The organism is Burkholderia sp. SIMBA_051, assembly GCF_046534915.1.
GTDB lineage: Bacteria > Pseudomonadota > Gammaproteobacteria > Burkholderiales > Burkholderiaceae > Burkholderia > Burkholderia ambifaria.
Genome location: NZ_JAWRXS010000016.1, coordinates 21201 through 47342 on the forward strand (window position 1 = coordinate 21201; position 26142 = coordinate 47342).

At 65.8% G+C, this 26142-nt stretch carries 20 protein-coding genes; 8 read left to right on the forward strand and 12 right to left on the reverse strand.

Annotated elements, in window-relative coordinates; all coding sequences use genetic code 11:
* The first annotated feature begins 55 nt into the window (after positions 1–55).
* Together SB771_RS30440 and SB771_RS30445 are read left to right on the forward strand one after the other, a co-directional pair.
* Positions 56–1534 carry an NAD-dependent succinate-semialdehyde dehydrogenase gene (locus SB771_RS30440; protein WP_175662226.1) on the forward strand — a complete coding sequence of 493 codons (1479 nt, stop codon included), beginning with the start codon at positions 56–58 and terminating at the stop codon, positions 1532–1534.
* Between the two features lie 20 nt (positions 1535–1554).
* Positions 1555–2949, forward strand: a complete 1395-nt coding sequence (locus SB771_RS30445; protein ID WP_175662225.1) for an aspartate aminotransferase family protein — start codon at positions 1555–1557, stop codon at positions 2947–2949.
* A gap of 114 nt (positions 2950–3063) precedes the next feature.
* Here the strand turns inward: SB771_RS30445 and SB771_RS30450 are convergent, their stop codons facing one another.
* The 6 genes from SB771_RS30450 to SB771_RS30475 form a co-directional block, all read right to left on the reverse strand.
* Positions 3064–3996, reverse strand: a complete 933-nt coding sequence (locus SB771_RS30450) for an MBL fold metallo-hydrolase (protein ID WP_175662224.1) — start codon at positions 3994–3996, stop codon at positions 3064–3066.
* A 223-nt stretch (positions 3997–4219) separates the two neighbouring features.
* A complete protein-coding gene (locus tag SB771_RS30455; RefSeq protein ID WP_175662223.1) occupies positions 4220–5872 on the reverse strand; it encodes an AMP-binding protein in 1653 nt (550 codons plus the stop codon).
* Positions 5873–5886: 14 nt separating this feature from the next.
* Complete coding sequence (locus SB771_RS30460) at positions 5887–6651, reverse strand: nitroreductase (protein WP_175662222.1); 765 nt, start codon at positions 6649–6651, stop codon at positions 5887–5889.
* Positions 6652–6730: 79 nt separating this feature from the next.
* Positions 6731–8089 carry an MFS transporter gene (locus tag SB771_RS30465; protein WP_175662221.1) on the reverse strand — a complete coding sequence of 453 codons (1359 nt, stop codon included), beginning with the start codon at positions 8087–8089 and terminating at the stop codon, positions 6731–6733.
* Positions 8090–8475: 386 nt separating this feature from the next.
* The gene (locus tag SB771_RS30470) at positions 8476–10164 is read right to left on the reverse strand and encodes a tannase/feruloyl esterase family alpha/beta hydrolase (protein WP_175662220.1); all 1689 of its coding nucleotides are present in this window, start codon (positions 10162–10164) and stop codon (positions 8476–8478) included.
* A 483-nt stretch (positions 10165–10647) separates the two neighbouring features.
* Positions 10648–11664 carry an AraC family transcriptional regulator gene (locus SB771_RS30475; protein WP_175662219.1) on the reverse strand — a complete coding sequence of 339 codons (1017 nt, stop codon included), beginning with the start codon at positions 11662–11664 and terminating at the stop codon, positions 10648–10650.
* Positions 11665–11693: 29 nt separating this feature from the next.
* Here SB771_RS30475 and SB771_RS30480 point away from each other — a divergent pair, with 29 nt between their 5' ends.
* Positions 11694–11840: a hypothetical protein gene (locus tag SB771_RS30480; protein ID WP_175662218.1), complete on the forward strand. Its 147-nt coding sequence runs from the start codon at positions 11694–11696 to the stop codon at positions 11838–11840.
* A 92-nt stretch (positions 11841–11932) separates the two neighbouring features.
* On the opposite strand, the gene SB771_RS30485 is transcribed toward SB771_RS30480, so the two are convergent.
* The 3 genes from SB771_RS30485 to SB771_RS30495 all read right to left on the reverse strand — a co-directional run bounded on the left by SB771_RS30485 (position 11933) and on the right by SB771_RS30495 (position 16866).
* Entirely contained in the window at positions 11933–13318 is a 1386-nt protein-coding gene (locus SB771_RS30485; RefSeq protein WP_175662217.1) for an MFS transporter, read from the reverse strand.
* Positions 13319–13595: 277 nt separating this feature from the next.
* Entirely contained in the window at positions 13596–15314 is a 1719-nt protein-coding gene (locus SB771_RS30490; RefSeq protein ID WP_175662216.1) for a dihydroxyacetone kinase family protein, read from the reverse strand.
* A gap of 421 nt (positions 15315–15735) precedes the next feature.
* Positions 15736–16866: a sigma-54 interaction domain-containing protein gene (locus SB771_RS30495; RefSeq protein ID WP_175662215.1), complete on the reverse strand. Its 1131-nt coding sequence runs from the start codon at positions 16864–16866 to the stop codon at positions 15736–15738.
* Positions 16867–16878: 12 nt separating this feature from the next.
* Here SB771_RS30495 and SB771_RS30500 point away from each other — a divergent pair, with 12 nt between their 5' ends.
* The 3 genes from SB771_RS30500 (at position 16879) to sfnG (ending at position 19072) form a co-directional block, all read left to right on the forward strand.
* Positions 16879–17190: a hypothetical protein gene (locus tag SB771_RS30500; RefSeq protein WP_175662214.1), complete on the forward strand. Its 312-nt coding sequence runs from the start codon at positions 16879–16881 to the stop codon at positions 17188–17190.
* A gap of 188 nt (positions 17191–17378) precedes the next feature.
* Complete coding sequence (gene msuE / locus SB771_RS30505) at positions 17379–17939, forward strand: FMN reductase (RefSeq protein WP_175662213.1); 561 nt, start codon at positions 17379–17381, stop codon at positions 17937–17939.
* 29 nt (positions 17940–17968) lie between these two features.
* Positions 17969–19072, forward strand: a complete 1104-nt coding sequence (gene sfnG / locus SB771_RS30510) for a dimethylsulfone monooxygenase SfnG (RefSeq protein WP_175662212.1) — start codon at positions 17969–17971, stop codon at positions 19070–19072.
* 162 nt (positions 19073–19234) lie between these two features.
* On the opposite strand, the gene SB771_RS30515 is transcribed toward sfnG, so the two are convergent.
* On the reverse strand, positions 19235–19882 hold the full coding sequence (locus SB771_RS30515) for a LysE family translocator (RefSeq protein WP_175662268.1): 648 nt from the start codon (positions 19880–19882) through the stop codon (positions 19235–19237).
* A gap of 111 nt (positions 19883–19993) precedes the next feature.
* On the opposite strand from SB771_RS30515, the gene SB771_RS30520 reads away from it, so the two are divergent.
* Positions 19994–20845, forward strand: a complete 852-nt coding sequence (locus SB771_RS30520; RefSeq protein WP_175662211.1) for a LysR substrate-binding domain-containing protein — start codon at positions 19994–19996, stop codon at positions 20843–20845.
* A gap of 5 nt (positions 20846–20850) precedes the next feature.
* Here SB771_RS30520 and SB771_RS30525 read toward each other — a convergent pair whose 3' ends face one another.
* Positions 20851–21741, reverse strand: a complete 891-nt coding sequence (locus tag SB771_RS30525) for a LysR substrate-binding domain-containing protein (protein WP_105830246.1) — start codon at positions 21739–21741, stop codon at positions 20851–20853.
* 153 nt (positions 21742–21894) lie between these two features.
* Between SB771_RS30525 and SB771_RS30530 the strand changes: the two genes are divergently transcribed.
* Positions 21895–24954, forward strand: a complete 3060-nt coding sequence (locus SB771_RS30530; RefSeq protein WP_175662210.1) for an FAD-binding and (Fe-S)-binding domain-containing protein — start codon at positions 21895–21897, stop codon at positions 24952–24954.
* A 193-nt stretch (positions 24955–25147) separates the two neighbouring features.
* On the opposite strand, the gene SB771_RS30535 is transcribed toward SB771_RS30530, so the two are convergent.
* Positions 25148–25834 carry an autoinducer binding domain-containing protein gene (locus SB771_RS30535; protein ID WP_175662267.1) on the reverse strand — a complete coding sequence of 229 codons (687 nt, stop codon included), beginning with the start codon at positions 25832–25834 and terminating at the stop codon, positions 25148–25150.
* Positions 25835–26142 lie beyond the last annotated feature (308 nt).

The window sequence follows — 26142 nt, forward strand, 5'->3', positions numbered from 1 at the left end:
CACCCGGCGGCACGCCAGAATGACGCTCGTGCCCACCCAAACGAGGAGACGCAGCATGCTGCCCGGACACCCCGTTCTGTTCAAGTCGACGTGCTATGTCGACGGTCGCTGGATCCACAGCGACAGTGCCGCGACGGTCGCCGTCGTGAACCCCGCCGACCAGGCCGTGATCGGCCATGTGCCGATGCTCGAGCGCGCGCAGATCGTCGCCGCCGTCGACGCTGCGCAGCGTGCGTTCGACACGTGGCGCTGGACGCCGCAAGCGGTGCGCAGCGCGGCGCTGATGCGCTGGCATGCGCTGATCCTGCGGCATCTCGACGATCTCGCCGCGCTGCTGTCGCTCGAACAGGGCAAGCCGCTCGCCGAGTCGCGCGGCGAGATCCGCTATGCGGCGAGCTTCGTCGAATGGTTCGCGAACGAGGCGAAACGCGTCGCGGGCCGCACGATACCGACGCATATCGACGGTGCGCATCTCGGCACGGTGATGGAGCCGGTCGGTGTCGCGGCGCTGATCACGCCGTGGAATTTTCCGGCCGCGATGATCACGCGCAAGGCTGCCGCCGCGATCGCGGTCGGCTGCGCGGTGGTGGTGAAGCCCGCGCACGAGACGCCGTTTTCGGCGCTCGCGCTCGCGCAGCTCGCCGACGAGGCCGGCTTCCCGGCCGGCGTGTTCAACGTCGTGCTCGGCGAGCCGCAGATGGCGATGGAAACGCTCGTCGGCGATGCGCGCGTACGCGCGGTGAGCTTCACCGGATCGACGCGCGTCGGGCGGCTCGTGACCGAAACCGCCGCGAAGGCCGGCATTCGCAAGATCGCGCTCGAACTGGGCGGCAACGCGCCGTTCATCGTGACCGAGGATGCGGACCTCGACCGGGCGGTGCGAATCGCCATCGGCGCGAAGTTCCAGACTTCCGGGCAGGACTGCTGCGCGGCGAACCGGATCTTCGTCGCGCGCCCGCTGTACGAAGCATTCGTCAGCCGCTACGCGCACGCGGTGCGGGAACTGAAGACCGGCCCCGCATTCGAGCCGGGCGTCGACGTCGGCCCGCTGATGCACCAGGCCGCGTTCGATGCGACGGCGGCGCGTGTCGACGACGCCCGTGCGCGCGGGGCGCGCATCGTCGCGGGCGGCCGGCCGCATGCGCTCGGCGGCTGGTTCTACGAACCGACCGTGATCGCGGATGCCGCACCAGGCATGCGCGTGGTCGACGAAGAAAACTTCGCGCCGATCTCGGCGGTGTGCGCGTTCGACACGCTCGACGAGGTGATCGAAAAAGCCAACGACACCGAGTACGGCCTCGCCGCCTACGTGTGCGCGACACGCATCGACACGATCTTCCAGCTCGTGCGACGGCTCGATTTCGCGATGGTGTCGGTCAACGGCGTGAAATTCACCGGGGCGCCGATTCCGTTCGGCGGGATGAAGGCGTCGGGCCTCGGGCGAGAAGGCGGCGCCGAAGGCTTCGAACCGTTCACCGAAACCAAGTACTTCTGCCTCGGCAATCTCGGCCTGCCCGTCGCGGCGACGGCCTGACTCATTCAAAGGAACCCATCATGACACAATCGATCGACGCACTGCTGCGCGAGGACCGCGCCCACTTCATGCACCCGTCGACGCACGCGTACGACCACGAGACCGGCGCGCTGCCCGGCAAGATCGTGCGCGGCGCGGAAGGCATCCATATCGAGGATCACCAGGGCAAGCGCTATATCGACGCGTTCGCCGGCCTCTACTGCGTGAACATCGGCTACGGCCGCACGGAGGTCGCCGAGGCGATGTACGAACAGGCGAAGCAGCTCGCGTACTACCACACGTATGTGGGCCACTCGTCGGACGCGATCATCGAGCTGTCGTCACGCATCATCGACTGGGCGCCGGCCGGGATGAAGAAGGTCTACTACGGGATGTCGGGATCCGACGCGAACGAGACGCAGGTCAAGATCGTCTGGTACTACAACAACGTGCTCGGGCGTCCGAACAAGAAGAAGATCATCTCGCGCGAGCGCGGCTATCACGGCTCGGGCATCGTGACGGGCAGCCTCACGGGCCTGCCGAGCTTCCACCAGCACTTCGACCTGCCGATCGATCGCGTGAAGCATACGGTGTGTCCGCACTGGTATCGCAAGGCGCCCGTCGGCATGAGCGAAGCGCAGTTCGTCGCGTACTGCGTCGACGAGCTCGAGAAGCTGATCGCGCGCGAAGGTGCCGACACGATCGCGGCGTTCATCGCGGAACCGGTGATGGGCACGGGCGGCATCATCGAGCCGCCGCGCGGCTACTGGCCGGCGATCCAGGCCGTGCTGCGCAAGCACGACATCCTGCTGATCTCGGATGAAGTCGTCTGCGGGTTCGGGCGGCTCGGCTCAAAGATGGGCGCGCAGCACTTCGGGATCGAGCCCGACCTGATCACCGTCGCGAAGGGGCTGACGAGCGCGTATGCGCCGCTGTCGGGCGTGATCGTCGGCGAGAAGGTGTGGGACGTGATCGCGCGCGGCTCGCAGGAGCACGGGCCGATGGGGCACGGCTGGACCTACTCGGGGCACCCGGTATGCGCGGCCGCGGCACTCGCGAACCTCGCGATTCTCGAACGCGAGAATCTGGTCGGCAACGCCGCCGACGTGGGCGCGTATTTCGGCGCGAAGCTGCGTGACGTGTTTGGCTCGCATCCGCTCGTCGGCGAAGTGCGCAGCGTCGGGATGCTGGCCGCGCTCGAATTCATGGCCGACAAGGACGCGCGCACGCCGTTCGATCCCGCGTTGAAGATCGGCGCGCAGGTGTCGGCCGCGGCGCTGCAGCGCGGCGTGATCGCGCGCGCGATGCCGCATGGGGACATTCTCGGGTTTGCGCCGCCGCTCGTGATGACGCGCGACGAAGCGGACGAGATCGTCGGTATCGTGAAGGACGCCGTGGACGAAGTCGCGGAACGGAATATTTCGACCGTCGCGTGAGGGTCTTGCGGTCCTGATGTGCGCGAGAGACGCCGTCGCACCGAAGTGCGGCGGCGTCTTTCTATCGACCGGTGCCGATTCGGGAAACGTCGTCCGTCGTCAGCCTTGCATCAATCAGTAGTCCCACGTTACCGGAACGAAGCGGAAACCGTCGCCGTTCTTTGCGACATGCCCGATCGACGGAAACGCCACATGCGCCGCGGCCAGCATCGCGCCGGTTTCGGCGGCTTCGTTGAACAGCGCGATACGCACGTCGACCGCCCCTTCGGGATCGTGTTCGAAGCCGTTTTGCCAGTCGGGATTGTCGAAGTTGACTTCGAAGACGGCATCGCCGACGAACGTCAGCTTTTCACCCTTCGACGCGATGTCCACCACGCAGTGTCCCGGCGTGTGCCCGCCCGTCACGCGCGCCGACACGCCCGGCGCGACTTCCACGGTGCGGTCGAACTGCACGATGTTTTCGCCGTAGAGCTCGACGAACTTCGCGGCCGCCTTGCGCAGTGCGGGCGGAACGGTTTCCGGCATCACCGTCTTGCTGAAATCCGGATTCTTCCAGAACGCGACTTCCGCGGCCGAGACGTGAATGCGCACGTCCGGGCTCAGCCGGGCCTTGACGCCGTCGGTGTTCAGCCCGCCGACGTGATCCATGTGCATGTGCGTGATCACGATATCGGTGATTGCAGCCAGGTCGATGCCGGCCGATTCCAGGCGCATGACCGATCGCCCGGCGCGCGTGAAGTATTCGAAGCCGTCGCCCACGCCCGAGTCGATCAGGATCAGGCGCTCGCCGCTGCGCACGAGCGCGATATTCAGCGCCCAGTCGAACATGTCGCGTTGCAGGAAGCGGCCGTCGAACCATTCGTTGCGGTCCGCTTCGCTCACGTTGGTCGACATGGTGGAGGTCGGCAGCGGCAGAACGCCGTCGCTGATCAGCACGACATCGACGTCGCCGATGCGCACCGCGTAGCGGGAAGAGACGAGTTCGCCCGCATCTTCGTTGCCGAGGGGGGCGGTAACCGGCTGTACATTGCGGATGGATTTGTTCATGGTCGATCGTCCTGTTGATCATGTGGGGTAAGCCGCACTGCGCAGCGCGGTTCGCGAGCACGACCGTGCAGGTCGCGTCCTTCGCTTCGCTCGCATGTCGATCGAGCGTGTGAGCGATTGTAGGAAAGGGCGGCGGATGCCAGTAGCACCGCGTGTGCGCACATGATGTTGTCCGGGCGACAACAATCCGGCGCCCGTCAGGGCGCCGAGGGGACCGACAGCGCTATCCCGCCAATCTCGTGATCGCGGCCTGGCTGCCCGCTTGCTCCCGAAGACGGAACTTCTGGATCTTGCCGGTGGCGGTCTTGGGCAATTCGCCGAAAATCACACGACGCGGGCATTTGAAATGCGCCAGTCGCTCGCGGCAGAACAGGATCACGTCCTGCTCGGTGATGGGGGAGGCATCCGGTTTCAGTTCGATGAACGCACAAGGCGTCTCGCCCCATTTGTGGTCCGGCTGAGCGACCACGGCCGCGTTGAGCACGCCTGCCATGCAATAAATGACCTCCTCCACTTCCACGGACGAAATGTTTTCTCCACCCGAGATGATGACGTCCTTGGAGCGGTCGGTGATCTGGATATAGCCGTCGGGATGCACGACCGCAAGATCGCCGGTGTGGAACCAGCCGCCGGCGAACGCTTTTGCCGTTGCGTCGGCATTCTTGAAGTACCCCATCATGACCGTATTCCCGCGGACCAGCACTTCGCCGCAAGACGTGCTATCGGCGGGGACGGGTTCGAGCGTCGCGAGATCGGTTACCGACATGTTCTCGAACGCCGCCGCGCGTACACCCTGTCGCGCTTTCATTCTCCCTTGCTGGTCCGACGGCAACGTATCCCACTCGTCGTGCCATGCGCAACTGATCGGCGTGCCGGCGATCTCGGTAATGCCATAGACGTGGTCGACGTCGAAACCCATCGCGCCGACGGCCTCCAGCACCGCTGCCGGCGCCGGCGAGCCGGCGGTCAGAACCCGCACACGACGGGGCAACGGCTGCAGTTCCGACGGCGGCACGCTCGCGATGCCTGCGAGAACAATCGGCGCCGCACAAAAATGATCGACGCCGTGCTTGGCGATGGCAGACAGAATATTCGCGGCATTCACCTTGCGCAAACAGACATGCGTGCCCGCCGCTGCCGTAATCGCCCATGTGAAGCACCAGCCGTTCGCGTGGAACATGGGAAGCGTCCACAGGTAGATCGGCGCACGCGGGAGCGGCCAGTTCGTCATTTGCAACAGGCTCATCACGTAGGTGCCGCGATGGCTCGGCACGACGCCTTTCGGATCTCCGGTGGTGCCCGACGTGTAGTTCAACGCGATCGGCGTCCACTCGTCGGCCGGGCGGCGGCCGGCAAATTCCGGATCGCCGCTCGCCAGCAGCGACTCATAGTCGGTTTCGCCAATGGCCGGGCCGTCGGGTGCTTCGTGATCGTTGATGTCGATCACGCGTGGCGGATGGGGAACCGACTGCAACGCTTTCGCGACCAGGGGAGCCAGTTCGCGATCCACGAGCAGCAGCTTGCATTCGCCGTGGCGCAGAATGAATGCGATGCCGTCGGCATCGAGGCGGCAATTGATGGCATTGAGAACGGCGCCCGACAGCGGAACGCCGAAGTGGGCCTCGAGCATGGCCGGGGTGTTCGGCGCGATGATCGACACCGTGTCGCCCGGTTCGATCCCCAACCGAACGAGCGCCGACGCGAAGCGATAGCAACGCTCACGCGTTTTCGCCCACGTCTGCCGGAAGTCGCCATGAATGATCGCGGTGCGATTCGGATAGACGTCGGCGGTTCGATCGAGAAAGGTCAGGGGCGTCAATGGAACGTGGTTTGCCGCGTTCTTCTCAAGACCTCGAGAATAGGCCGTTGCACTCATGACGTTGTCTCCATTCATTCATTATAAAAAGTGGTGAAATCGCGTACCGGACTGCGCTCCGTGACCAGCGTGTTCTCGATGCAGCCGTGATCCGCATAACCGAGGCTCATGCCGCACACCAACATCTGGTTGTCGGGAATGGACAGTTCGTTGGCGATGACGCGGTGGAACTTGTTGAAAGCCGCCTGCGGGCAGGTGTCGAGGCCGCGCGCCCGGGCGGCGATCATCACGCTTTGCAGGAACATCCCCGTGTCGAGCAAACTTCCCTCACGCATGACGCGGTCTACCGTGAAGAACAGGCCCACGGGTGCGTCGAAGAAGCGGTAGTTGCGACCGTGCTGGACGTGCATGCGCTCCTTGTCACCCTTCTCGATGCCCAGCAAGCCATACAGGTTCCAGCCAACCGCGCGCCGGCGATCGACATAAGGTGCGATCCATTCGCGCGGGTAGTAGTCGTAGGGCTCGTCCAGGTCGGAGCTGCGGTCAGGATCGTCATTGATCTCGTTGATGGCGGCAGACAGGCGGGACTTCGTCGCGCCGGTCACGACATGCACATGCCACGGCTGGATGTTGACGCCGGTCGCGCTGAAGCGCGCCACGTCGAGGATGGCCTCGATGTGCTCGCGAGGAACCGGCGTCGGAAGGAAAGCGCGGACGCTGCGCCGCGTGACGAGCGCCCAATCGACGGCGCGGGTCACGTCGGCGAACGAGTTCAACGGAAGAGGAGCGAGACGGTCCATTTCGATACCGGCATTGAAAGGTGCTTTGCAGTGAGCCATGTGGTGTTTGCTGAGGTAGAGCTCATACGAGCCGTGTTGTTCGCAAGCATGTCGGCGATCGAGTTGCGATGCAGAAGCGTCAGCTGCCGGCGCTACCCTGAACCGCGACAACAGGCGCACTGTTCGAGCGATGCGAGTCGGCACGTGTCTGGTTGATCAGCGTCACCGCCGCCGCGCCGATGAGGCCAGCCAGGCCGATTGCCATGAAATTCTGTTCGAGCGGCAGCTTCAAGGACACGAGCCAACCGATGAGCACCGGCGCCACGATCGCGCCGATCCGGCCCACGCCGGAAGCAAAGCCGACACCCGTAGACCGGATCGCATGGGGATAGAAGTCACCGGCATAAGCGTACGCAAGCAATTGCGTACCGAGCGTCGACGCGCCGACCACGAATACGACGACAAACAACGATGCGGTCGACTTCGTGTAGCCCATCAGTGATAGCGCGACCGCGCCGACGATGTAGAACGCAATCAACACCCGCTTGATGTTGACCTTGTCGCTGAGCCAGCCGCCGAAGATCGCGCCGGCGATGGCGCCGACGTTGAACACAATCACGAAGTTCAAGGCCGAGCCCAGGCTATATCCGGCCATGGCCATCAGCTTGGTCAACCACGAACTGAGCGCGTAGACCATGAAGAGGCCCGTCATGAACGCGACCCAGATCATCGAGGTACTGAAGCCGCGCCCGTCCTGGAAGAGGCGTCGCACCGACGCGTCCTGGGCTTTGTCTGACGAACCGCCCGCAAACTGTTCTTGACCGCTCAACGGATAGTCGGGCACCAACCGCTTCAGCACCGCGCGCAGTTTGTCGTGCCGGCCGCGTTTGATCAGGAAGACCATCGAATGGGGCATCGTCTTGATGATGAACGGGATCAGCAGGACGGGCAGGCCCGCGGCGAAAAAGACCGATTGCCAGCCGTAGCTGCCGATAAGCTGCTTCGCGGTGAGCGCCACCAGAATTCCGCCAATCGAATATCCGGCGAACACCAGCGTGACCAATCGGGTACGCAACGCATTGGGCGAAAACTCCGCCATCTGCGCGGTGACGATCGGCAACACGCCGCCGATGCCCAGACCGGCGACGAAGCGCGTGACGCTGAAACTGACGGGATCGCTCGTCAACCCGGCGGCCGCGGTGAACAGACTGAACAGCGCCACGCAAACGCACATCATCGTTGGTCGTCCGAAACGGTCAGCTAGCGTGCCGAGGAAAATGGCCCCGAGCATGACGCCAAACAGCGTCGAGCCGGCCATGATGCCGGCGCTGGTCGCGTCGATGTGCATGTCCTTCATGATCGACGGCAGCGCCGCGCCGACGACGGCAAGGTCGTAGCCGTCGAGTATCAACATCAGGACACACCAGAACAGCACAAGCGCATGGAAGCCATTGAATCTGGCTCGACCGGCGAGTGAGTACACGTCTATCTGGTTCATGTCGGCTCCTTGGATTTAATGTCGTGCTTGAAATGCGCGCGAGTTGCAACCAGTGTCGGACGGGCGCGATTGGCAGTCCATGTCCGTGAACTTCAACCTGAATGAGGTCGCCGGACACCGATGGTTGCGGCGTTATGGCACTGGCGGCAGCCAGTTGGAGAAATCGCTTCTCTTGACGATGGATCGCCGCTGTCCGTCGGGCAGACCGTGCTCCGTGCGACGGTCCGCATCGCACGGGCTATTTGTCTATTCGTTTGCGTACGCGCGTAACGAGGGTAGTGATTTGCATCGGGCTGGAACGTGCGGACCCAGTTGCGTCAGCGCGGACAATTCCGGGCGGAAGCCAACCGCCCGGCACAGCCGATTGCCGCGCACGCCGAACCGGACTAATTCGAGCACGAGAAGCTCGCCGCCAGATTCTGGTCGCCCGCGATGTATTTGGGCCACTGCGGGTATTCGCACAGCGGTCGGGTACGTCCGGCTGTTGCCGGAGTCAGGTCGGTGATGGTCAGATCTTTGGGCGCGACACCTTTCGTCACCCAGTTGTCCAATGCCGTCAGACCGTCATATGAACCATTGAATTGTCCGCCGAAGCTGTGGGCCGCACCCGGTACCAGGTAGAACTTCAGAAATTGACCCAGTGGTCCCTGCCCGAATCGGGAGACCAGCCTGTTGTAGTAATCGATCGACAATTGCGCGGGGATGAACTGGTCTGACTGTCCGTGCTGGAGAATGATCTTGCCGCCGCGGCTCTGGAATTGACTCAAGTCGGTGCTGGTGCTGTCCATGAGCGCACTCACCGCCTGGACGCGCGAGGTCAATGAGCCCGGGTTCGCAGGATTGAAATTCAGAATGCTGGCGGCAGCGTCGCGAGCGACCGCGAACCGGAGCATGTCATTTGGGAACGCGTAAAAAAATGCGGTCTTGCCGATCACCCCGGGCTCGACCGTCGCATCGGCGGCGGAACTACCCCAGGCCAGCGGAGTCGACCAAAAGTCCGCACCGGAGAACGCGTTATATGCCGGAAAGGTGTGAATTCCGTTTGCCAGATCGAAGCCGAAGTCGAGCGGTGTGCCGGCGGTGTTCAGCGTATTGATTTGCGCGTCCGACAAGCAACTGTCGCCGGTGTCGCCGCCGCCCGAGCAGCGAATCGCTGCCGGATCGAACACGCACGCAGCAGGGTTGCTGATAATGCCGTCAGCCACACCGTCCAGCGCGTCGCATTGCTTGATGACCGCTGCGAGCACGGCCTTGCCTTTGGCGGGCGTGACGTATCCTCCGGGCGCCAGCAGAGATCGCGAGATCCTGCCCATCTGCAACCACAGCCCCGCGATTCCCGACGCGGGATAGGTGGAAATGATGCCGTCGTAGTCGTGCGGGAATCGTTGCGCGGCGATCAAGCCTTGTCGTCCGCCGCTCGAGCCGCCAATGAAATAGCTGTGCACGAAGTCCGACCCATATCGTGCCTTTGCAAGGTAGGCTGCGAAATCGTGCGTCTTCTTGATGTGGTCGCCTGCGTAGTTGGCGAGTGCCTCGTCGTTTGCCGCAAACGAACCGTCCAGGGCGTTTCCCTCATGCCCGCTGTCGCTCCCCATCGTTACGTAACCCCGGCGCAACGGCGTACTGACGCCCGCGGGCTCTGCCCCCGCCAGGAACCCGTCGGCGGGCGAACCCTCGGTATCGGCAATGGTGCCGTCAAATCCGCCGCCGCCAAAGTGGACCGCTTTTCCGTTGAAGTTGGTCGGAAGATCCACCTCCGTCCGAATATCGGGCGCGTTGAAATCGACCGGATGAATGGTGCCGAGCACTTTGCAGTACTCACCATTGCGGTTACCAGAAGCGGTATCGGCGACGAGCGTCGCGGACACGACAGTCGCACCGGTTGTCGGCAACCCGATCGAGGTGGCAGGAACGATCGTGCCAGCCAACGCACTGCACTTCGCGGCTGCCGTCACGACCGCGGCGTTTGCCGATGCCGTGTCATCGCCGCCGCAGCCGGATACGGTAACGGCCGATGCTGCGAATAGAACACTCACAATAGCCGGGCTTCGGCGGATTCTGAACCGGGTTCTCATTCTCGTCTCCATATATTTTTTGCTACCGCAATGCGCTGCTCATCGAGGGCGATTCTTCTTGTCGCGCGGCGGGTCGAAGGGAAAACTGCGGCCCGAGTAAGCGATTGCTTGTCTTGCGGTGTTTATCAAGTGCGGGGCTTTCGCGGAGCCAACTCCGGTCACGCCGCGCAACCGGGCGCGAGGCTTGTGCTGGTTTGCCGAACGCGGTTGCAGTGTCAGCCTGGGCGGCACACCAATCCATGCCCGCCGACCTCAGTTTGCGTGAGGTCTGTGGACACGCCGGGTTTTCACTGTGCTTCGTGCGTCGGCTGCCCATTACCCGGGAATTCGAGCGAGCATGAGCGGAATGCGGCATCGGCGCTGCCTGCCCGCGCGCGATTCATCGGTTGCACGGCGTGGCCTTGCCTGGCCTCAGCATCCCTGCTCTTGCGCAACGCTCGTTTGGAAACGAGGCTCGAGCCTGTCGACCACTCGAAGGTACGATCAAGCGTTCGCCTTGCCCTGGCGGTACATTCCCGGGCTGGCCCCCGTCCACTTCCTGAAGGCCCTGTGAAAAGCACTGGCTTCCTGAAATCCAGTCCGTGCAGCGACTTCCGCGACCGTGAGAGAAGTGCTGGAAAGCAACTCGATTGCGATGTCACGGCGCAATTCGTCTTTCAGTTGCCGGTAGTTCGTGCCTTCGGCCAGCAGGCGGCGTTGCAGCGTGGCCGCGGATAGATTCAGCAACCGCGAGAGCGCGTCGAGGTCCGGCCAGTCGTCGGGGACCTGGTTTCTGAGTCGGCGCCTGACCTGGGCCGTCGTGCTCGATTCATTGCGATACTTGACCAGGATATTGGCCGGTGCATTCTCCAGGAATGCACGCAGGCTCGCTTCCGTGCCGGACAGTTTGAGGTCGAGGAAACTGCGATCGAACCGGATCAGGGTCTCCTCCGCGGAGAACGTCACGTCCTCGCAGAAGCGCATGCGGTAGTCGCTGTCATCGCTAGGTGCGGACGCGCGAAACCTCATCTCGATCAGCGGAATCCGTCTGCGTGCGAGCCAGCATGCAAAACCGTGCACGAGGATGAACCACGTGCCGTAGGCAAAGAGCCGGCGTGTGCGCCCATCGTCATGCAGGACGATCACTGCATGCTCGCCTTCGCAGCGTAACTCGCCGTGAATGTCGTCGAGGACGGCACGCAGGAACTTCAGCATGCGGCGCAGCGCGTGTTCCAGATTGTCCGAATGCAGCACCGCGTGGCACATCAGCGCGTAACTGCCCCGGCGCAGTGGGTGGCTGTCGAGACCGAAGAACTCGTCGTCCATCAAGTCGGCCAGCGCCGCCCACAGGCGCGAAAAGGCCAACGCCGGCACGCGGGCTCTCGGCGCATTCAACAATTCTGCCGCGATTCCAGCGTGCTGCAGAACGGCCGACACATCGAGATTCCGCTGTGTCGCGACGAGAATGGCCTCACGCACCAGGCTGATGGAGGTTGTGCCCTTGTCTTGAGCATCGTTCATGGTCAGGCTCATCCACGGAAAGTGCAGTGATGTTAATCGCTGCCGGGCGCAAGCGAAACCTGCTCCCCGTGATGGCCGTGCGTGGGGTGCTGATGGGCGGTGCCGGACTCGAATTGCCGTATCCGTGGCTCACGCGAAACGACCTCACGCCGGGCGGCAAGTGGATGTACCGCTGATATGCGCATCGCCCGCGGTCCGTTGCCGGAAGGCGGGCGATGCGAAGGATGCCATTTATGGGAAGCGGAAGCCGAGGCGGATCAGCCGCGTATCAGCCCGGTCGCCCCGGCACCGTGTCGCCGCGCAGCGAGCACCCGCGCGTCTCGATCACGCCCGCCAGCGCAACCAGCCCGACCGCACAGGCCGCCATCATGTAGTACGCGGGAATCATCGTATTGCCGGTCTTGCCGATCAGCCAGTCGTTGACGATCGGCGCGGTGCCGCCGAACAGCGACGTCGACACGTTGTATGCGATCGCCATGCCCGCATACCGCACATGGGTCGGGAACATCGCCGGGAACATCGCGGAAATGGTCGCGAGCTGCGGTACGTACAGCAGGCCGAGCACCGCGAAGCCGATGAATGCGCCGAGCACGCCGTGCGTCATCAAGGTGAACATCGGCACGGCCGCGACGAACAGCCCGACGAGCGAGATCCACCACATCGTCTTGCGGCCGACGCGATCCGACAGCCAGCCGGCGAACGGCAGCAGCACCATCATCGCGAGCATGCCGATCAGCGGAATCAGCAGCGACATGTTCTCGCTGACGCCGAGTTCCTTGTGCATGTAGGTCGGCATGTACGCGAGCAGCACGTAGTTGACGACGTTCAACGCGACGACGAGCCCGCCGAGCAGCAGCAGCGGCCGCGCATAGCGGACCAGCAGCTGACCGACCGGCAGCGCGGTGGCCGCGGTGCTCTGCTCGCGCCGCTGCGCCTGCTCCTCGAGCTCGCGGAACACCGGCGTTTCCTCGAGGCGCGAACGCAGGTAGAAGCCGATCAGCCCGAGCGGGGCCGCGACGAGGAACGGCAGGCGCCAGCCCCATGCGTGCATCGACGAGTCGCCGAGCAGCAGCGCGAAGCCGAGCATCAGCAGCGCGCCGAGCGAGAACCCGGCAATCGTCGCGAATTCGAGGAAGCTGCCGCACAGGCCGCGTCGCGAATCCGGTGCGTATTCGGCGATGAAGGTCGCCGCGCCGCCGTATTCGCCGCCGGTCGAGAAGCCCTGCACCATGCGCAGCACGATGAGTGCCGCCGGCGCGAGCCAGCCGGCCGTCGCGTAGGTCGGCAGCATGCCGACCAGCAGGGTTGCACCCGACATCGTGAGCACGGTCAGCGCGAGCACCCGCTTGCGGCCGAGGCGGTCGCCGAGCGGGCCCCAGAACAGGCCTCCGAGCGGGCGGATCAGGAACGAGATGGCGAAGGTGCCGAGCGCGAACAATGTCGCACTGGCCGTGTTGCCGGGAAACAGCGCGGCGGAAATGTAGGCGAGCCCGTACGCGTAAATGCCGTAATCGAACCATTCGGTCGCATTGCCGAGGGCGGCGGCCGCGATCGCGACCCGCGGCAGGCAGTGCGGCTCGTCGCCGCGGGAAGCCGTCTCGTCCGGGACGGACGCGGCGGGGGAAACGGAAGTCCACGATGGCACGTATCGCATGAGGGATCCTCGTTATCAGCATGCGCCCGGGCGGGCGCCGACGAGGATCAAAGTAATCCCGCCAATTAGCGAGGCCGGATGTCATAGGACGATATTGGGGATTGGGGTTTTCCCCCGTGCCGTGGACGAGGATGCGGCGATGCGGCGGCGCGGTGATGCGGCGATGCGGCGATGCGGGGATGCGGGGATGCGGCGGCGCGGCGGGCGCGGCGGGCCCGGCAGTCCCGGCGGCCTGGCAGACCGGCTCGCGAGGCCGGCGCATCGCCCGGATCGGTGCCTAGCGAATATGCGGCAGCAACGCGCGCAACCAGCACGCGACCGCCACCGCGCCGCCATCCGGCGTGCCGATCGCGCGTTCGCCGAGATAGCTCGCCCGCCCGGCGCGCGGCGTCATGCCGGCCGTTTGCCGCGCACCGTGTTCCGCAGCTTCCACCGCGGCCGCCCACGCGCTCGCCGGGTCGCGATCATGGTCGAGCGCGCGGTCGAACGCAGCGGCGGCCGGCACCAGCGCGTCGAGCATCGTCCGGTCGCCGGCGCGTGCGCCGCCCAACTCGCCGATCGCATCCACCGCGCTACGGAACGCCGCGGCCCAGTCGCGCGCCGACGGCTCGGCGGTCGCGTCGGCATCGTCGGTGGCGGCGAGGCGTCGCGACGCGCGCACCAGCGCGGTCGCATAAAACGGTCCCGAACTGCCGGCGATCGCACGGCGCAACGCGGCGCCCAGCGCCGCGAGTGCACCGGCCGGCGTGGCGTACGCGGCTTCCGGCAACGCGAGGATCGCCTGCGCGGCGCGATACATGCTTGCGCCGAGATCGCCGTCGCCCGCGGCCGTATCGAGTTCCGTCAGCGTCGCTTCGTTGTCGATCAACGCGTGCGCGACCGCGTGCAGCGCCGGCTGCAGCCGCGCGGCCCACGCGCGACCGGCCGCATCGAGCGGCGGCAGCGGCTCGTCGTGCGCGGCCGCCGCGGCCAGATGAATCTGCGGATTGACCGCGCCGCCGCCAGGCCAGGCGCGCGCCTGCGTCGGCGCGTCGAGCAGCGCGGCGCGTTCGTCGTTCAAGCGCAGCAGCGAGATCGAGCAGCCGGGCATGTTCAGCGCGGACAGGAACGTGCCGGCCCACGCGCGCGCGACCGTGATGCCGCGCCGGTTCAGGTTGTCGTACGCGGCGCGCAGCACGATCGCCAGCTCCATGTCCGGCGTCGCGCCGAGACCGTTGACGAACAGCGCGACGCGTTCGCCGCGATCGAGCACGAGATCGGCGACGATGCTCGACAGCAGCGTGTCGACGAGCGCGTCGGCCGGCAGCGGCGCGGTGCGTTCGACGCCTTTCTCGCCGTGGATGCCGAGGCCGAGCTCGATCTCGTGATCGGCGAGACTGAACCCCGATTTCTCGGCGCCGGGGATCGTGCAGCCGTCGAGCGCGACGCCCATCGTGCCGAGTTCGGCCGCCGCGTCGCGCGCGATTGCCGCGACGCGGGCAAGCGGCAGCCCGCGAGCGGCGGCCGCGCCGGCCAGCTTGTGGATCAGCACGGTGCCCGCGATTCCGCGTCGCTGCCCGCGCTCGACGCGGCCGCGCAGCGACACGTCGTCGGCGACGATCACCGTCTCCACCGGAATGCCTTCCGCGCGTGCGAGCTCGGCGGCCAGCCCGAAATTGAGGCGGTCGCCGGTGTAGTTCTTCACGACGAGCAGCGCGCCGTTCGGGCCGGCACTCGCGCGGATCGCGGCGAGCACGGCGTCGGTCGACGGCGACGTGAACACTTCACCGCAGACGGCCGCGCTCAGCATCCCTTCGCCGACATAGCCGCCGTGTGCGGGCTCGTGGCCGCTGCCGCCGCCGGACAGGATCGCGACGGGGCGCTGCGACGGCTCGGGCAGCGGCTGGCGGACGAGCACGTGCTCGTCGCCGAGGATCGCGAGATGCGGCGACTGCCGCGCGATGCCTTCGAGCATTTCGCGCACGACATCGGACGGGTGGTTCACGAGTTTTTTCATGGCGACGGTTTCCTGACGATGGGGCGGGGGCCGGCCGGGCGGCGTGCTGTAAACGATAGGCGACGCGCACAGCAGAGTCGGCGTTACGGGTGATGCATTCGTAGCACGAATGTAACGATAACAGCGTCGCGCCGATTCCCGGGCTCGTCATGAGCCTGGTCGGCGGCGCTTCGGTCACGGCCGTGCGGAACGGGGCGGCAAATGGCGGGTCGAGCGGTTCGGGCGGGGTGGGGCTGCAACGCGGCTTGATGCCGGGACTCGGCCCGACGCCGCTCGGTTCGTTGGCCGCGGCTTGCCGTGGTGGTGCCGCGCTCCGCCTCACTCGCGTCGGTCGACGACGCAGCAGGGATCGTGGCAGGCTCGGCGCGAGCGTTATCCGCATCGCGAAAGCGCGGCACTGCGGGTCGCCGCGCGCTTCCTCTTACTTGACCGCCGCGATCACCTTCGCGCGAATCAGCCGCGCGCGCAGCACATTGCGGCTGATGCCGAGCAGTCGCGCGGCCTGGATCTGGTTGCGGTGGCTGAAGTCGAACGCCACCCGCATCACGGTGTCCTCGATATGCTCGAACAGGTTCTCGTGCGCGTCGTCGAACAGCGCGCACAGCGCCAGTTCGAGCGCTTCCTGAGCAGGCGCATGGCTCGCTGCTTCCCGCGCGCCCGTGGCCGGTGCGCATGCCGACGACAGCTTCAGGTCGGTGTCCTGCAACGCATCGTGGCGGCTCACCAGCACCGCATGATGCATCACGTTCTCCAGTTCGCGGATGTTGCCGGGCCACGGATGCGCTTCGAGCCGGCGCGCCGCGCGCGGATCGATGCCGCGCGGCCCGTGGCCGAGGCGGCCGCGGTATGTGTCGAGGAAGTGGCGCGCGAGCGGCAGGATGTCGCCGGGACGTTCGCGCAATGTCGGCACGTCGAGCCGCACGACGTTGAGCCGGTAGAACAGGTCGCCGCGAAACCGTCCGGCCGCCACCGCCTGTTCCAGGTCGACGTTGGTAGCGGCCACCACGCGCACGTCGATCGGGATGCTCGCGCGCGAGCCGAGCCGTACGACCTCGCGCTCCTGCAGCACGCGCAGCAGCTTGACCTGCATCGACAGCGGCAGGTCGCCGATCTCGTCGAGAAACAGCGTGCCGCCGTTCGCGGCTTCGAACCAGCCGGGCTTCGCGCCGACCGCGCCCGTGAATGCGCCTTTCTCGTGACCGAACAGTTCGCTGTCGACGAGCGTGTCGGACAGCGCGCCGCAGTTCACGGCGACGAACGGCCCGTCGCCGCGATGGCTGACGTCGTGCACGCGGCGCGCGATCAATTCCTTGCCGGTGCCGGTCTCGCCGGCGATCAGCACGTTCGCGTCGCTCGGCGCGACGCGCCGCACGCGTTCGAGCAGCGCGAGCGAACGCGGATCGACGAACACGTGTGCACGGGTGCGATCCGTCGCGTGATGTGCCGGGCCGGTGAGAACGGGCGCGCCGCGCGAGCGCGTGCGCGATTCGTCCGGCTGAGCGGTGACGATACGAAGATTGACCGGACGCGGCGTGGCAAACAGGGAGGTCATGGCGATCAAGGCGTGAGTCGTTCGAACGGGCGGACCCGCGCCGATGGGCGGCGCGGTCCGGTTGCTGCGTGGTCAGCTGAGTGTTCCGTGTTTTGCGCCGCACTGGAAGCATCGATTTCTGATAACGAAAGCGGCATTGCTGCGCAGGATGCAGCGACGCGCGAGCGCGCTGCGGCGACAGTGGATTCGACGTTATCGTGTTCGATGCGACGGTGCCTGACCGCTGCGATCGGACGCGCGCCGCGCGCAAAACTGCTGATTGAGCAGCAGCGCATCAGCAACGCTGTTTCCGCCGGTTCATCTCGCTGTGGAATATCGATGTGAGGCGTTTCCTGGAACGCTTGCCACGGCTGGCCAATTGGCCGCGGAACCCATACCCGGCGGGCGATCGAGGAAAACTTCGTGATGCAGATGATCGGACGATCGCGCAACCGTCGACAATGGCACGCTCCTTGCAACCCTGGCACCGTATCGGCGCGACAGCGCGCCGCTCGACCACGGGAACGCATGGCATGAGCAACACCCTCAACGTAGTCGCCCTGTCGGGCGGGCTGCAACGACCGTCACGCACACTGGCGCTGACGAACGCGATCGTTGCCGCGCTCGGCGACACGTTACCGATCGACACGCGGCTGATCGAACTCGGCGAGATCGGCAACCGGCTGGCCGGCGCGCTGAAGCGTGCGCAGGTACCGCCCGATCTCGACGCACTGATCCGCGCGATCGAGACGGCCGATGTGCTGATCGTCGCGAGCCCCGTGTATCGCGCGTCGTACACCGGCCTCTTCAAGCACCTGTTCGACCTCGTGCATCACGAATCGCTGATCGATGTGCCGGTGCTGCTCGCGGCCACCGGCGGCAGCGAGCGCCACGCGCTCGTGATCGATCACCAACTGCGGCCGCTGTTCAGCTTCTTCCAGGCGCGCACGTTGCCGATCGGCGTGTACGCGGCCGAAAGCGATTTCGACGGCTACGAGATCGCGAACCCCGCGCTGCGCGCCCGCATCGCGCTCGCGGTGGACCGTGCGGTGCCGCAACTGCGGCCGCGCGCACTCGCCGCCGTGGCTGCGTAACCCGTTTTCCCCTTCGATCAGGACCTTTCATGAGCATTCACGAACCTTCCGCCGACGGCGTCAAATTCGCGTACTGGGTGCCGAACGTCAGCGGCGGCCTCGTCGTCAGCACGATCGAGCAGCGTACCGACTGGAGTCTCGAATACAACCAGAAGCTCGCGCGCACGGCCGAGGCGGCCGGCTTCGACTACGCGCTGAGCCAGATCCGCTTCACGGCCGGCTACGGCGCCGAATACCAGCACGAATCGGTCTCGTTCAGCCAGGCGCTGCTGCACGCGACGACGAAGCTCAAGGTGCTCGCCGCGATCCTGCCGGGGCCGTGGCATCCGGCCGTGGTCGCGAAGCAGCTCGCGACGATCGATCATATTTCGAACGGACGCATCGCGATCAACGTCGTCAGCGGCTGGTTCAAGGGCGAATTCACCGCGATCGGCGAGCCGTGGCTCGAGCATGACGAACGCTATCGGCGCTCGAAGGAGTTCATCCAGGCGCTGAAGGGTATCTGGACGCAGGACAATTTCACGTTCAAGGGCGACTTTTACCGCTTCAACGACTACACGCTGAGCCCGAAACCCGTGCAGAAGCCGCATCCGGAGATTTTCCAGGGCGGCAGCTCGCGCGCGGCGCGCGACAACGCGGCGAGCGTGTCGGACTGGTACTTCACGAACGGCAACACGCCGGAGAACCTGAAGGCGCAGATCGACGACATCCGCGCAAAGGCCGCGGCGAACAACCATCGCGTGCGGATCGGCGTCAATGCGTTCGTGATCGCGCGCGACACCGAGGAAGAGGCGCGGGCCGTGCTCGACGACATCATCCGGCACGCGCACGTCGAGGCCGTGCATGCGTTCGGCGATGCAGTGAAACAGGCCGGCAGCGCATCGCCGGAAGGCGAGGGCAACTGGGCGAAGTCGACGTTCGAGGATCTCGTGCAGTACAACGACGGCTTCCGCACGAACCTGATCGGCACGCCGCAGCAGATCGCCGAGCGGATCGTCGCGCTGAAGGCGATTGGCGTCGATCTCGTGCTCACCGGGTTCCTGCATTTCATCGAGGAAGTCGAGTACTTCGGCCAGCGCGTGCTGCCGCTCGTGCGCGAGCTCGAAGCGCGGCGGCAGGCGGTTGCCGCGTGATGCGCGCGGGTGTGCGGCAGCCGGTTATGACCACCCGCGACTGCCCGAGCGTGTGAATGCGATGCCCGGCGATACGTGTCGCCGGCCATCGACGAGCGCTGCCGCACGACGGGCGGCGCGTGCGGGCCGGCGCTTCAGCCGATCCGCGACCCGCCGAGCGCGTTACGCGAAATCCGCCATTCTCGACGCCTCGACGAGCATCTGCACGCCGAGGCTGCCGAGCACCGCTCCCATCGCCCAGCGCTGCGCGAGCAGCAGTGCCGGACGCCCGCGCAGGAACGTCGCGATGCTGCTCGAGCAGATTGCGACCAGCCCGTTCGCGGAAGCGAACACCGCGATCAACAACGAACCGAGAAACAGCGACTGGCCGAACACGCTGCCTTGCCGGTAATCGATGAACTGCGGCAGCAGCGACACGAACAGCATCGCGAGTTTCGGATTCAGCACGCTGGTGGTCGCGCCCATCGCGAGCAGCCGCAGCGGCTGCTCGTTCGGCAGCGTCCGCACCTCGAACGGCGAACGGCCGCCGGGCCGCACGGCCTGCCATGCGAGGTAGAGCAGATAGGCGGCGCCCACCACGCCGAGCACGGCGCCCGCATAGGGCACGCTCATGAACAGCGTCGTGATGCCGAACGCCGCGCCGAACATGTAGAACAGGTAGCCGATCATCACGCCGGCGAGCGAAATGAGCCCGGCCGCACGCCCCTGCGCGATCGAGCGCGACATCACGTAGACCATGTTCGGCCCCGGCGTGACCGCGAGCATGCCGCCAATGACGAGAAACCCGTAGAGCGATCCGGACGTATGCATGTTGTTCGCTTCCTGCATCGAATGAGTGCTGACGGGATTCATTGTCCGATCATGGAGGCAAACAGTAAAACGGGATAAACTGAATCGATTAATCAGTTTTTCTGAATCGATATGAAAAAGCTCGACCTCGATGTGCTCGCGATGGTGGTGGCCGTCGCGGAATCCGGATCGTTCGCGCAGGGCGCGCAGGCCGTGCACCGGTCGCCGTCGGCGGTGAGCATGCAGATCAAGGCGCTGGAGGATGCGCTCGGCAAGCCGCTGTTCATCCGCGACACGCGCAACGTCACGGCCACCGACGACGGCCGCGTGCTCGCCGAATACGGCCGCCGGATGCTGGCGATGCGCGATGAGGCGTGGGCGTCGGTCGTGCGGCCGGAGATCCGCGGTCGCGTGACGATCGGCGTGCCCGACGACTACATCTCGTCGCTGCTGCCGCAGGTGCTCGGCAAGTTCGCGGCGATGCATCCGCGCGTCGAAGTGCGCGTGATCGGCCAGCCGAGCAGCGCGCTCGTGCCGATGCTGAAGGACAACACCGTCGACCTCGCGTGCCTCACGCGGATCAAGGGCGTGACCGGCGAGCTGATCCGGATGGAGCCGCTCGTCTGGGTCGGCTCACCCAAGCGTAACGTGTGGGAAGAGCGGCCGCTGCCGGTCGCGTTCTTCACGCACGGCGGCAGCATGGCGCGCGATCACGCGGTCAAGGCGCTGAACCGGCAGAAGATCCCGTACCGGATGTCTTACGAAAGCCCGAGCCACCTCGGGCTACTGAGCATGGTCGAGGCCGGGCTCGCCGTTGCGCCGCTCGCGCGCTGCTGCATTCCCGATCATCTCGTGCAGCTTTCGGAAAGCCACGGGCTGCCGCCGCTCGGCGAACTCGAGGTCGTGCTGGCGCGCAGCGCCAAGTCCGCGCGGCCGCCGTGCGACTACCTGGCGGAGCAGATTCTCGATGAATGGCGCACGTGATCGCGTCAGCACGATTTCAGCAGCCACTCCCGAAACGCCACCAGCGACGGCAGCGTGTCGTTTTCCGGCGGGTACACGAGGTAGTAGCTCCGCTGGCTGGTGATCGCGTCGCCGATCGACACGAGCTCGTTGCGGCTCAGTTCGTCTTCGACCAGCACCTTCGGCACGAGGCCGATCCCCATGCCGGCCCGCACGGCCTGGATCAGGTGCGACGTCAGCTCGAAGCTCGGGCCGATGCGCATCTCGCGATGATCGAGGCCGAAGTGCGAGAACCATTCCGCCCATGCGTGCTGATTGCTCGTCACGCCCAGCAGCGTCTGCCCGACCGCCCATGCCGGCGCGCGCGGGCCGGCCTTGCGGCGCCCGGCCGCATCGGGGCTCGCGATCGCGATCAGGAACTCGTTGTACAGCCGGTGCGCGTGCAGGCCGGGCCAGTCGCCCGCACCGACGGTGATGGCCGCGTCGAGATCGTCGGTATGGAAGTCGATGCCGCCGATTCGCGAATGCAGGTGCACGGTCACGCCCGGATGCGCGGCATAGAAGTCGTGCAGGTGCGGCAGCAGCCATTTCGAGCCGAAGGTCGGCAAGGTCGCGAGCCGCAGCGTGCCGGCGCCGGCCTGGTGCGACATCGCCTGCAGCGTCGCGCCGCGGATGCGCCCGAGCGCGCCGCTCAGCTCGACGAAGTAGCGCCGCCCGACTTCCGTCAGCTTCACGGAGCGGCCCTCACGCCGGAACAGCGGCACGCCGAGCTGATCCTCGAGCGTTTGCACCTGCCGGCTGATCGCACTCTGGCTCAGCGACAGCTCGTCGGCCGCGCGCGTGTAGCTTTCGTGGCGCGCGGCGGCCTCGAACACCAGCAACAGTGACATGGACGGGGTCAGGCGACGGTAATTCATGAGTTTTATGCAAGTTTTGCCGGGGGAGAATTCGTTTGTTTCTCGCGCTGATTCGCAAGATACTCGATTTCCGCGTGGCGTGGAATCTTGCTCAAAAGTCATGTTTCTGATCGAGACCGCGCAGCGCCTCCGTCCATCTCGCGCTTTCATCCCATGTCGATCGCTCCGTTGCCCCGTCCCGTCAGCCCGCCCGAAGGCCGTTACCGCGACTTTCTCGCCGCCCTCCAGGCCGCCGGATTCGCCGGCGAAATCCGCGCGGACCATGCGAACCGGACCGTGCAGGCGACCGACAACTCGATCTACCAGCGTCTGCCGCAGGCGGTGATCTGTCCCGCGCATGCGGAGGACGTGCGGCTCGTCGCGCGGCTGCTGGCCGACCCCGCGCACCGCGACGTCGCGGTGGCCGCGCGCGGCGGCGGCACCGGCACCAACGGGCAGTCGCTGACCGACGGCGTGGTCGTGGACCTGTCGCGCAACATGAACCGGATCCTCGAAATCAATGCCGACGAGCGCTGGGTGCGCGTGCAGGCGGGCGTCGTCAAGGATCAGCTCAATGCGGAGCTGAAGCCGCACGGCCTCTTTTTCGCGCCGGAGCTGTCGACGTCGAACCGCGCGACGGTCGGCGGGATGATCAACACCGATGCGAGCGGGCAAGGCAGCTGCACGTACGGCAAGACGCGCGACCACGTGCTCGCGCTCGACTTCGTGCTGATGGGCGGCGAGCAGCTGCACAGCGATGCGCTCGCGGACGACGAGCTGGAACGCCGCTGCGCGCGGCAGGACCGGGTCGGCAAGGTCTATCGCACCGCGCGCCGTATCAGCGACGAAAAAGCCGCGTTCATCGACGCCAAGTTTCCGAAGCTCAATCGCTGCCTGACCGGCTACGATCTCGCGCACCTGCGCGAACCGGATGGCCGCTTCAACCTGAACAGCGTGCTGTGCGGCGCCGAAGGCTCGCTCGGCTTCGTCGTCGAGGCGAAGCTGAACGTGCTGCCGATCCCGAAGGTTTCGGTACTGGTGAACGTGCGCTACGCCGGCTTTATGGACGCGCTGCGCGATGCACGCGCGCTGCTCGCGCTCAAGCCGCTGTCGATCGAGACGGTCGACTCGAAGGTGCTGATGCTCGCGATGAAGGATTTCGTGTGGAGCAGCGTGGCCGAGTATTTCCCGCAGGACGAAGCGCGTCCGACGCTCGGCATCAACCTGATCGAATTCAGCGGCGACGATGCTGAGGAGGTCGATGCGCGCGTGCGTGCGTTCGTCGAGCATCTGCGCACCGATACGAGCGTCGAGCGCCTGGGCCACACGCTCGCGACCGGTGACGAGGCGGTCAAGCGCGTGTACGCGATGCGCAAGCGCGCGGTCGGCTTGCTCGGCAACGTGCAGGGCGAGGCGCGCCCACAGCCGTTCGTCGAGGACACCGCGGTGCCGCCCGAGAACCTGGCGGCGTACATCGCCGAATTCCGCGCGCTGCTCGACGGCCACGGGCTGCAGTACGGGATGTTCGGCCACGTCGACGCGGGTGTGCTGCATGTGCGCCCGGCGCTCGACATGAAGGACCCGAAGCAGGCCGCATTGGTGCGGCCGGTGTCGGACGCGGTGGCCGAACTCACGCAGCGGCATGGTGGCCTGTTATGGGGAGAGCATGGCAAGGGCGTGCGCTCCGAATATGCGCCGGCGTTCTTCGGCGAACTGTATCCGTCGCTGCAGCAACTGAAGGCCGCGTTCGATCCGCACAACCAGTTCAACCCGGGCAAGATCGCGACGCCGCCGGACAACACGCTGCGGCTGCTGAAGATCGACGAGGTGCCCACGCGCGGCGACCACGACCGGCAGATCGACGAGCGCGTATGGCAGAGCTACGGCACGGCGATGCACTGCAACGGCAACGGCGCGTGCTACAACTTCGATCCGGACGATGCGATGTGCCCGTCATGGAAGGCGACGCGCGAACGGGTGCAGTCGCCGAAGGGGCGCGCGTCGCTGATGCGCGAATGGTTGCGCCTGCAAGGACAGGCCGGCATCGACGTCGTCGCGGCGGCGCGTACGCGACAGCCGTTCCTGCGCGGTCTCGCGACGCGCTGGCGCAACAGCCGCGCCGCGCGCAACGGGGAAGCCGACTTCTCGCACGAGGTGTATGACGCGATGGCCGGCTGCCTCGCATGCAAATCATGCGCGGGGCAGTGCCCGGTCAAGGTCAACGTGCCCGAGTTCCGCTCGCGCTTTCTCGAGCTGTATCACCAGCGCTACCTGCGGCCGGTGCGCGACTACCTGATCGGCTCGCTCGAATTCACGATGCCGTGGGTGGCGCGCGTGCCGGCGCTGTACAACGGGCTGATGCGTGCCGGCTGGGTGCGCACGCTGCTCGAGCGGCACGTCGGCATGGTCGACAGCCCGCTCCTGAGCCGCTTCGATCTCGCGGCCGTGATCCGGCGGTGGAACGTTCGGCCGGCCGATCCGCACGCGCTCGCCGCGCTGGGCGACGCGCAGCGCGCGCGCAGCGTCGTCATCGTGCAGGACACGTTCACGCGCTATTTCGACACCGAGCAGCTGGCGACGCTGATCGAGCTGGCCGCACGCATCGGCTTCCAGGTTTGGCTCGCGCCGCTCGCGCCGAACGGCAAGGCGCTGCATGTGCAGGGCTTTCTCCGCGCGTTCGAGAAGGCTGCGATTCGCAACGCGACGCAACTGGCGGCGCTCGCGCGCTCGGGTGTCGCGCTCGTCGGCCTCGATCCGGCGATGACGCTCACCTATCGGCAGGAATACCTGAAGGTGACGGGGCTGGCCGACGTGCCGAAGGTCGCGCTGCCGCAGGAGTGGCTGCTGCACGCGCTGCCGGAAGGCGGCGCGGACGCGGGCGCTGCCGATCTTTCGGCAGCGTACCGGCTGCTGCCGCATTGCACGGAGAAGACCAACGCGCCGGACAGCGGCAAGCAGTGGGCGCAGGTGTTCGCGCGCCGCGGGTTGCGGCTGACGGTTCAGGCGACCGGATGTTGCGGGATGTCGGGAACTTACGGGCACGAGGCGCGCAACCTGCAGACATCGAAGACGATCTATGCACAATCGTGGGCCGCGCATGTCGATGCGCCGCAAGCGCAGGGCGAAGCGCTGGCGACTGGCTATTCGTGTCGGAGCCAGGTGAAGCGCATGTCCGCGCGGCAGGTGCGTCATCCGCTGCAGGCGCTGCTCGATCACGTGCGTAATGGACTGTGACGGCCGGTCGAATCGGCGACGCGGAGCACGGCGCGCAAGCGTTCGGCATGGCCGGCGCCGGCATGGTGCCGGACACCGGGGCGGCGGACGGGTTCCGCATGCGGCTATACCTGCAGCGTGCATGCACGCGCTTCAGACACGCATGCCGTTGTGACGGCAACCGGTACGGGAGACCGAATCGCGCCGTTTGTGATTAGTAGATGATGCCGAGCAACACGGCCTTGACGATCGCCTGTGTCTTGTTGACCGAGTTGAGTTTCTCCATGATGTTCTGCATGTGGAAGGTGATGGTTCGCTCCGAGATGGAAAGAATGGAAGCGATTTCCAGCGCGGTCTTCCCGTCAGCGGCCCATTTCAGCACTTCCTTTTCGCGCGTGGTGAACGGGCCCATTTGCATCGCGGCCGCCGGCGCGTCGACCAGGCGCGAATTCACCGCGTGAGCGGCGTGCGCCAGATAGATCAGCCGGCTTTCCGTGGCCGCAAGTTCGAGATCCGAAATCGGGTCCGCGCTACGCGCGACACTCCACATCGCGATGCGCCCGTGCTTGTCGCGAATGGGCTGCGACCAGCCGTACGCAACACCATGCGCCTTCGCTTCCTCCCAGAACGATTCATCCGCGCACGCGTCGACAGGCCATACAAGCGGTGACGTATAGATCAGCCCGTAACGGACGACGGGGTCCCGTGCGAAATAGTTTCCCTCGATATAGCGCTGTTGCCAGGATTCCGGATAGGTATTGCGTGTACGGAACGTGGGCCGCGTCACGGGTAGCGGGTCGCGTGCGCCGTAGGCGCACATTTCAAAATCGAGCGCGCGTGCCTGTGCGGCAACGATTTCGAATACATCGTCGAAGCTCAGCGCGCGCGACAACGTCGTCATGACGTCTTCTCTCCATGCATCCACAACAATCTCCAAATAGCGTGTAGTGTCAAACGCACGCGGTCGATGACCAGGCCGCGTGCGCGGACGACATGTTCGCTGCGCATGGAGCCGGGAAGCTCGAGCCCGCGCGCAACACAGTGATTCAGGAGGTTTCCGCGGCGTGTCGATATCGACTGGCTGAATCAGTCGGGGAAGAAGCGTGAAACTCTTCGAGTGCCACCGACGTGATGCACCCGGTTCCGGCCGGATGCTGTTGTGTGTGTTGTTCTGGAAAGCGCGCTGACCCCGGCGCCTGAAGTGCTGCA

Excerpts from the sequence above, each read along its gene's own strand:
- SB771_RS30465 (WP_175662221.1), bottom strand. The coding sequence starts at position 8,089 with ATGAACCAGATAGACGTGTACTCACTCGCCGGTCGAGCCAGATTCAAT.
- SB771_RS30480 (WP_175662218.1), top strand. The coding sequence starts at position 11,694 with ATGTTAATCGCTGCCGGGCGCAAGCGAAACCTGCTCCCCGTGATGGCC.
- SB771_RS30475 (WP_175662219.1), bottom strand. The coding sequence starts at position 11,664 with ATGAACGATGCTCAAGACAAGGGCACAACCTCCATCAGCCTGGTGCGT.
- SB771_RS30525 (WP_105830246.1), bottom strand. The coding sequence starts at position 21,741 with ATGAATTACCGTCGCCTGACCCCGTCCATGTCACTGTTGCTGGTGTTC.
- SB771_RS30455 (WP_175662223.1), bottom strand. The coding sequence starts at position 5,872 with ATGAGTGCAACGGCCTATTCTCGAGGTCTTGAGAAGAACGCGGCAAAC.
- SB771_RS30445 (WP_175662225.1), top strand. The coding sequence starts at position 1,555 with ATGACACAATCGATCGACGCACTGCTGCGCGAGGACCGCGCCCACTTC.
- SB771_RS30515 (WP_175662268.1), bottom strand. The coding sequence starts at position 19,882 with ATGCATACGTCCGGATCGCTCTACGGGTTTCTCGTCATTGGCGGCATG.
- SB771_RS30520 (WP_175662211.1), top strand. The coding sequence starts at position 19,994 with ATGAAAAAGCTCGACCTCGATGTGCTCGCGATGGTGGTGGCCGTCGCG.
- SB771_RS30490 (WP_175662216.1), bottom strand. The coding sequence starts at position 15,314 with ATGAAAAAACTCGTGAACCACCCGTCCGATGTCGTGCGCGAAATGCTC.
- SB771_RS30450 (WP_175662224.1), bottom strand. The coding sequence starts at position 3,996 with ATGAACAAATCCATCCGCAATGTACAGCCGGTTACCGCCCCCCTCGGC.
- SB771_RS30440 (WP_175662226.1), top strand. The coding sequence starts at position 56 with ATGCTGCCCGGACACCCCGTTCTGTTCAAGTCGACGTGCTATGTCGAC.
- SB771_RS30470 (WP_175662220.1), bottom strand. The coding sequence starts at position 10,164 with ATGAGAACCCGGTTCAGAATCCGCCGAAGCCCGGCTATTGTGAGTGTT.
- SB771_RS30530 (WP_175662210.1), top strand. The coding sequence starts at position 21,895 with ATGTCGATCGCTCCGTTGCCCCGTCCCGTCAGCCCGCCCGAAGGCCGT.
- SB771_RS30535 (WP_175662267.1), bottom strand. The coding sequence starts at position 25,834 with ATGACGACGTTGTCGCGCGCGCTGAGCTTCGACGATGTATTCGAAATC.
- SB771_RS30460 (WP_175662222.1), bottom strand. The coding sequence starts at position 6,651 with ATGGCTCACTGCAAAGCACCTTTCAATGCCGGTATCGAAATGGACCGT.
- SB771_RS30485 (WP_175662217.1), bottom strand. The coding sequence starts at position 13,318 with ATGCGATACGTGCCATCGTGGACTTCCGTTTCCCCCGCCGCGTCCGTC.
- SB771_RS30495 (WP_175662215.1), bottom strand. The coding sequence starts at position 16,866 with ATGACCTCCCTGTTTGCCACGCCGCGTCCGGTCAATCTTCGTATCGTC.
- sfnG (WP_175662212.1), top strand. The coding sequence starts at position 17,969 with ATGAGCATTCACGAACCTTCCGCCGACGGCGTCAAATTCGCGTACTGG.
- msuE (WP_175662213.1), top strand. The coding sequence starts at position 17,379 with ATGAGCAACACCCTCAACGTAGTCGCCCTGTCGGGCGGGCTGCAACGA.